At 43.6% G+C, this 5,921-nt stretch carries 4 protein-coding genes and 8 pseudogenes; 7 read left to right on the top strand and 5 right to left on the bottom strand.

The window, feature by feature from the left end:
* The 3 genes and pseudogenes from ACYRY3_RS00110 to ACYRY3_RS00100 form a co-directional block, all read right to left on the bottom strand.
* A pseudogene (locus ACYRY3_RS00110) lies at nucleotides 1–310 on the bottom strand (phycocyanin subunit beta); the annotation flags it as partial.
* Nucleotides 311–583: 273 nt separating this feature from the next.
* Nucleotides 584–1,186 (bottom strand): D-alanine--D-alanine ligase family protein, encoded by a 603-nt coding sequence (locus ACYRY3_RS00105; protein ID WP_460199895.1) that lies wholly within the window; start codon nucleotides 1,184–1,186, stop codon nucleotides 584–586.
* A gap of 5 nt (nucleotides 1,187–1,191) precedes the next feature.
* Nucleotides 1,192–1,848, bottom strand: a pseudogene (locus ACYRY3_RS00100) (methionine--tRNA ligase); the annotation flags it as partial.
* On the opposite strand from ACYRY3_RS00100, the pseudogene ACYRY3_RS00095 reads away from it, so the two are divergent.
* From ACYRY3_RS00095 to ACYRY3_RS00085, 3 genes and pseudogenes are all read left to right on the top strand, one after another.
* Nucleotides 1,844–2,461, top strand: a pseudogene (locus ACYRY3_RS00095) (hydantoinase/oxoprolinase N-terminal domain-containing protein); the annotation flags it as partial. The pseudogenes ACYRY3_RS00100 and ACYRY3_RS00095 sit on opposite strands and share 5 nt — an antisense overlap.
* Nucleotides 2,462–2,496: 35 nt before the next feature.
* Nucleotides 2,497–3,066 (top strand): asparaginase, encoded by a 570-nt coding sequence (locus ACYRY3_RS00090; protein ID WP_460199894.1) that lies wholly within the window; start codon nucleotides 2,497–2,499, stop codon nucleotides 3,064–3,066.
* Nucleotides 3,067–3,132: 66 nt separating this feature from the next.
* A pseudogene (locus ACYRY3_RS00085) lies at nucleotides 3,133–3,660 on the top strand (TCP-1/cpn60 chaperonin family protein); the annotation flags it as partial.
* On the opposite strand, the pseudogene ACYRY3_RS00080 reads toward ACYRY3_RS00085, so the two are convergent.
* A pseudogene (locus tag ACYRY3_RS00080) lies at nucleotides 3,636–3,845 on the bottom strand (glycosyltransferase family 9 protein); the annotation flags it as partial. The pseudogenes ACYRY3_RS00085 and ACYRY3_RS00080 overlap by 25 nt on opposite strands.
* A 133-nt stretch (nucleotides 3,846–3,978) precedes the next feature.
* Between ACYRY3_RS00080 and ACYRY3_RS00075 the strand changes: the two are divergent.
* Nucleotides 3,979–4,230: pseudogene (locus ACYRY3_RS00075) on the top strand (2-C-methyl-D-erythritol 4-phosphate cytidylyltransferase); the annotation flags it as partial.
* Between the two features lie 6 nt (nucleotides 4,231–4,236).
* On the opposite strand, the gene rplA reads toward ACYRY3_RS00075, so the two are convergent.
* Complete coding sequence (gene rplA / locus ACYRY3_RS00070) at nucleotides 4,237–4,812, bottom strand: 50S ribosomal protein L1 (RefSeq protein WP_460199893.1); 576 nt, start codon at nucleotides 4,810–4,812, stop codon at nucleotides 4,237–4,239.
* On the opposite strand from rplA, the pseudogene ACYRY3_RS00065 reads away from it, so the two are divergent.
* The 3 genes and pseudogenes from ACYRY3_RS00065 to ACYRY3_RS00055 all read left to right on the top strand — a co-directional run.
* A pseudogene (locus ACYRY3_RS00065) lies at nucleotides 4,790–4,960 on the top strand (chaperonin family protein RbcX); the annotation flags it as partial. The gene rplA and the pseudogene ACYRY3_RS00065 sit on opposite strands and share 23 nt — an antisense overlap.
* A 97-nt stretch (nucleotides 4,961–5,057) precedes the next feature.
* Entirely contained in the window at nucleotides 5,058–5,378 is a 321-nt protein-coding gene (locus ACYRY3_RS00060) for a ribulose bisphosphate carboxylase small subunit (protein WP_460199892.1), read from the top strand.
* Nucleotides 5,353–5,921: pseudogene (locus tag ACYRY3_RS00055) on the top strand (topoisomerase C-terminal repeat-containing protein); the annotation flags it as partial. The gene ACYRY3_RS00060 and the pseudogene ACYRY3_RS00055, both read left to right, overlap by 26 nt.

The raw sequence follows: 5,921 nt of genomic DNA, 5'->3' as shown, positions 1-5,921 counted from the left end.
CGCTAGCGTCACCTGCTAAAATTGCGTATGTAACATAGCGCAAGATGATTTCCATGTCGCGCAGACAAGCAGCCATGCGACGGTTGGTGTAAGCGTTACCACCAGGAGCAATCAACTGTGGCTGGTCTTCAAACAAGCTGCGAGCAGCGTCGGTAACGATGCTGGAAGCGTTGCTGGTGATACGGTTTACAACATCCAAGCGCTTGTTGCCATCTTTAACCAGGTTGTTCAAAGCATCTAGTTGCTCGGTGCTCAAAAATTCTCCTCTGGAATCGGCTTGAGAAACCACCTTAGCAAATGCGTCTAGCATGGACTTTTTCTCCTAATCGCTTAGTTGAGTGCTGTCTTGATTAAAACTTAGATTGTTTTATGAATTTTGGAATGGCAAACAACAGATCCCCACTTAAACAGTTTCTTCTCTTTTTGTCCCTCCTCTCCAGCTTGCCGAAGCACTACCGAGAGATTATGAGAAACTCGGGTGATTTTATGAGAAACTGGCAAACCTTGTGAATTGATTGCCTTGTTTAAGTTTCATCTGCTCTTTAACCCCTCCAGATTATGTTTATACAACGCTATTGGGGCATTATCTGTTACAAATTATGAATAAATGAGATAGACCATTGAATACTTCATAAACTTTTCTAGCCGTACTGCGAATTTGCTCTTGCATTTCCGAGGTAATTTTCGCAGGGGTAATTTCTTCACTCGCCCCCTGATATTTAGCTTCGTAATCGAAGAAATCTTTTTTGGTAATGATCTCGGTGATGGGAAGAACAATAATGTCCTCTGTTGTTTTGAATACTCCCACCGTAAACTCGCGACCTGCAATAAATTCCTCCACCAATACTTGGGTATCTTCTTTAAACGCTTTGTCTAATGCCGCAGGAAGTTCAGCAGCTTCGTTCACTTTGCTCATGCCAATACTGGATCCTCCGTTATTGGGTTTCACGAACACCGGTAATTTTAGCTGAGCCAAGATGGCTTCAGCACTCACCGGACTTTGTTTGAAGAGGTGCAATGATTTGGCTGTTTTAATGCCACCGAAAGAGGCAACGGCAACAGTATATCTTTTATTAAAAGTAAGGGCTGAAGTTGCTGCATCACAGGAAGTATAAGGCAACCCAACTAAGTCGAAATAGCCTTGCAATTTCCCATCTTCACCGGGTGTTCCGTGGATGCCAATCAATACCGCATCAAATTTGATTTTTTTTCCCTCAATTTCAAGGGAGAAATCGTGATGAATCTACTTTCATTAAAGTCGCCATCTTTGCCGAATTCGATTTCCTTAAGAAAGTAATAACGAACGGCATCACTACCGTAACGCTCAACTAACGCTACGGGGTCAAGGGTATTACCCAAGGTTTTGCCCATTTTCTGACCATCTCTGGTGAGAAAACCATGCCCGAAGACTTGCTCTGGTAACGGTAACCCAGCTGACATTAGCATTGCAGGCCAATAAACCGCATGGAAGCGCAGAATATCTTTACCAATGAGATGTAGGTTCATCGGCCACCATTTGGCTGTGGCATTTTCCAAAGTCGCTTCTTCATCGGTTTCCAGCAATGCAGTTACGTAACCCAGTAGAGCATCAAACCAGACATAGAGGGTGTGATTGGAATCTACAGGTACTGGAAAACCCCAGTCCACATTTACCCGTGAAATAGAGAAGTCCTGCAACCCCTGATTCACGAAATTCAGAACTTCATTTCTACGGCTCTCTGGCTGGATAAAATTTTGTTGAGATTCGTAAAGTGCTTGCAGTTGAGTTTGATATTTGGATAACCGGAAAAAATAGTTTTGCTCATCCCGCCACTCTACCTCTTTGTTGGGATGGATGGGACACGAATGGGTTATTGTCTACAAATTACTTTCAGAAAATCCCGAACAATATCAAGATGCAGTTATCCAAGGGATTAGGGATATTATGAGTCTTTCAAATCATGAACCCATTCCCTATACCCAGATAGAAGTCGTCAAGATGGGAACAACAGTAGCAACCAATGCCCTGCTAGAAAGACATGGCGATCGCGTTGTCCTATTAATTACCAAAGGCTTTAAAGATGCGTTGCGAATTGGCTATCAAAACCGACCTAATATATTTGCCCGTCATATCATTTTACCCACAATGCTGTACGAACAAGTTATTGATGTGACGGAACGTTATGATGCTCAAGGCAATGAATTAATCCCTGTCAATATAGAACAGGTTAAAAAAGACCTACAAGCAGTTTACAACACCGGAATTCGCAGTTGTGCTATTGTTTTTATGCACGGCGATCGCTATCCTTACCACGAACAACAAGTAGCCCAATTAGCCCAAGAAATTGGATTTACACAGATATCTGTATCCCATCAAGTTAGTCCATTAATGAAATTAGTTAGCCGAGGAGATACAACAGTTGTAGATGCTTACTTAACTCCTATTTTGCGTCGCTATGTCAACCAAGTCAAGTCAAGCCTAATATACTTTTGGTCTACACGGGCGGCACCATTGGAATGATGAAAGATTTCAAAACCGGTGCCCTCAAAGCCTTCAATTTTGCCAAGTTGCTGCAAAAAATTCCCGAAATCAAGCAGTTGGATTGCCATATCGATACAGTTTCTTTTTCCCATCCGATAGATTCCTCCAATATGAACCCCCAACGGTGGGAAGAAATTGCTACGCTTATTGAATCCCATTACGATGCTTACGATGGATTTGTGGTTTTACACGGCTCTGATACCATGTCGTATTCGGCTTCGGCCTTGAGTTTTATGCTCGAAAACTTAGCCAAACCCGTGGTGTTTACAGGGTCGCAGTTACCGATTGGCGACTTGCGTACCGATGCCAAGGAAAATTTAATTACCGCCATACAAATTGCATCGTTACAGCAAAAGGGGAAGCCCGTAATTCAGGAGGTTTGTTTGTATTTTGAATACAAGTTATACCGTGGAAATCGCACGACCAAAATCAATGCCGAACATTTTAATGCTTTTACATCGCCCAATTATCCCGCTTTGGCGGAGTCAGGAGTGCATTTGAATGTAAACACAGCTGCGTTGTTACCCCCTATTGATCATGCGTGAAAGCGATATCCTCGCAATCGTTTAATCGAGTCAATCATTATTCATTAATTTCAAATAACACAACATATGGCAAAGCAATTGTTTTTCGACATTGAAGCCCGTAACAGAATGAAGCGTGGTGTAGACATTCTCGCTAACGCAGTGAAAGTAACACTCGGACCTAAAGGTCGTAACGTAGTAATTGAAAAGAAATTTGGAGCACCTGCTGTAACAAAAGACGGTGTTTCAGTAGCTAAAGAAATTGAATTAGAAGACCACGTAGAAAATACTGGCGTATCTCTGATTCGTCAAGCAGCTTCCAAAACCAACGATGCTGCTGGTGATGGCACCACCACCGCGACTGTCTTGGCTCACGCAATTGTAAAAGAAGGCTTGCGGAACGTTGCTGCTGGTGCGAATGCTATTCTGCTGAAGCGCGGTATCGATAAAGCGACTGGCTTCCTAGTAGACAGAATTAAAGAGCATGCTCGTCCTGTGGAAGATTCCAAGGCAATTGCTCAAGTAGGTTCAATCTCTGCTGGTAACGACGAAGAAGTCGGTCAGATGATTGCCGAAGCAATGGATAAGGTGTTACCCCAATCTGCCATACTATTACGGTCTTTGTAGTCAAACGCCAGTACATCATGGACTGACTTACTTACTCGGTAAGCCGCCTTGGATCGGGGTTCTACAACAACGTCTATCTCAGCTTGAGGTAAATTCAGCTTTAGGTCATCTAAAGTCGGAAAGAAAAGAATTTGGTCGCCAATTCCGCCAGGGACAAGGGCTACTATTCGCATAATATATTTTGACGCTTACTCGCTCCCTATTTTAGGGGAAGATAGGGGTCTGGGATTGTTAGTAGTTAGTGGTTAATTGTTAGTAGTCACTTTTACCACTAACCATTAACCAGTATATAGATTGAGGAATTCTATGCATTTACTAATTCCCGCCGCCGGAAAGGGCAAAAGAATGGGGAGCGATCGCAATAAACTTCTTCTTATGGTCAAGTCACGCCCTATCATCGCTTGGACTCTCCTTGCTGCGGAAGTTGCAAATCTGATTGAGTGGATCGGAATTATTTCCCACCCTGATGACTGGCAAGATTTTCAATCAATCATTGATAATTTAAACTTAACTAAGCCAGTAGAATTGATTAAAGGGGGTTCTACCCAAAGAAAGAACCGTTGATTAGTGAATAAAGGATTTGGTATCAACTGGGATACTTGGGCTCATGCTGCTTGCCAAGAACACGCTTTTCACGTAGGTTCCTTTTGCAGTAGCAGGTTTTGCCTTGATGATCGCATTGATGAACTCGGTGCTGTTCTCCACCAATTTCTCGGGGCTGAAACTTACGCGACCTACAGAAGCGTGGATGATACCAGCTTTGTCAACTTTAAATGCGATTTTACCACCTTTCACTTCGTTTACAGCTGCAGCTACATCATTGGTAACTGTACCTGTTTTAGGGTTGGGCATCAAGTTACGAGGACCTAATACTTTACCTAACTTACCGATCTTAGGCATTACAGCAGGAGTTGCAACGATAACGTCTACATCTACCCAACCGCCTTCGATTTTTTGAACGAATTCATCTAATCCAACATAGTCAGCACCGGCTGCCTTTGCTGCTTCTTCTTTGTCTGGAGTACAAAGTACCAATACGCGTTTCGTTTTACCGGTACCGTGAGGTAAGGTAACTGTACCACGGATGGCTTGATCGGCTTTCTTAGGATCTACACCGATTATGACTGTCAGAGAACACATAGCGGAAGAAATAATCGACTTTTTACCGGAAATGGTTCGTACTGGCATTCAGCAAGGCAATATGGAACACCGCCGTCAGCACCTTGAGCGCATCACGCAAATCAATGTCTCAACTCCCAGCCCAGAATCAGAACAGGAGAGTGGTTAGTAGTTAGTGGTTAGTAGCAGATAAATAACTGCTAACTGCTAACGAACAACCACTAGCAACTTATCAAACGTCCCAACTCATCAATTATCATTCAGCTATGCAAACCCTACCAAAAGAGCGTCGTTACGAAACCCTTTCCTACCTGCCTCCCCTCACGGATGCTCAAATTAGCAGACAGGTTCAGTACATTCTCGACCAAGGTTACATTCCCGCGATCGAGTTTAATGAAGTATCTGAACCCACCCAGTACTACTGGACACTGTGGAAATTGCCTTTGTTTAGCGCTAGAAACACTCAAGAAGTTTTGAATGAAGTGCAATCTTGTCGTTCTCAGTACGGCAATTGCTTCATCCGTGTTGTTGGTTTTGACAACATTAAGCAGTGCCAAGTTCTCAAAAATGGAGCAAACCTTGGATGACATTGCAACGGGTGAAGCTCAGTGGTTGCCTTACTTACGGACGTTCTACCTGGGAGACAAAGGCTTAGATACCCAAGTCAAGGAAAAGGAAAACCAAATTGATGCTAATGAGGCACGGACAGTAGAACTAGAAAACCTAGATGTCAAAGTCCGTATTGGCAAGTACGGTGCTTATTTGGAAAAAGAAAATGGAGAAGATGTTGTCACAGCCTCAATTCCTCGCGATTTGACTCCGGCTGACCTCGATCCCCAGAAGGTAGAAACGATCCTGCGACAAAAGATTGTCGGTCCTGACCAAATTGGTACCCATCCTGAAACCGGCGAACCGATTTACCTCAAAATTGGTCCTTATGGTCCCTACGTTCAGTTAGGTGATAAGTCTGAGGAAAACCCCAAACCCAAACAGGCATCTCTGCCCAAAGGCGTTACAACCGAAAATGTCACCCTTGACGTAGCAATTGGTCTATTGTCTCTACCCCGAAAATTGGGAGTTCATCCAGCGACTGGCGCTGAAATTCAAGCAAATTTGGGACGCTTTGGACC

The sequence above is a fragment of the Scytonema sp. NUACC21 genome (assembly GCF_054684315.1).
Note: the sequence above shows the minus strand (reverse complement) of the source record. Positions and strands in the feature narration are given on the sequence as shown.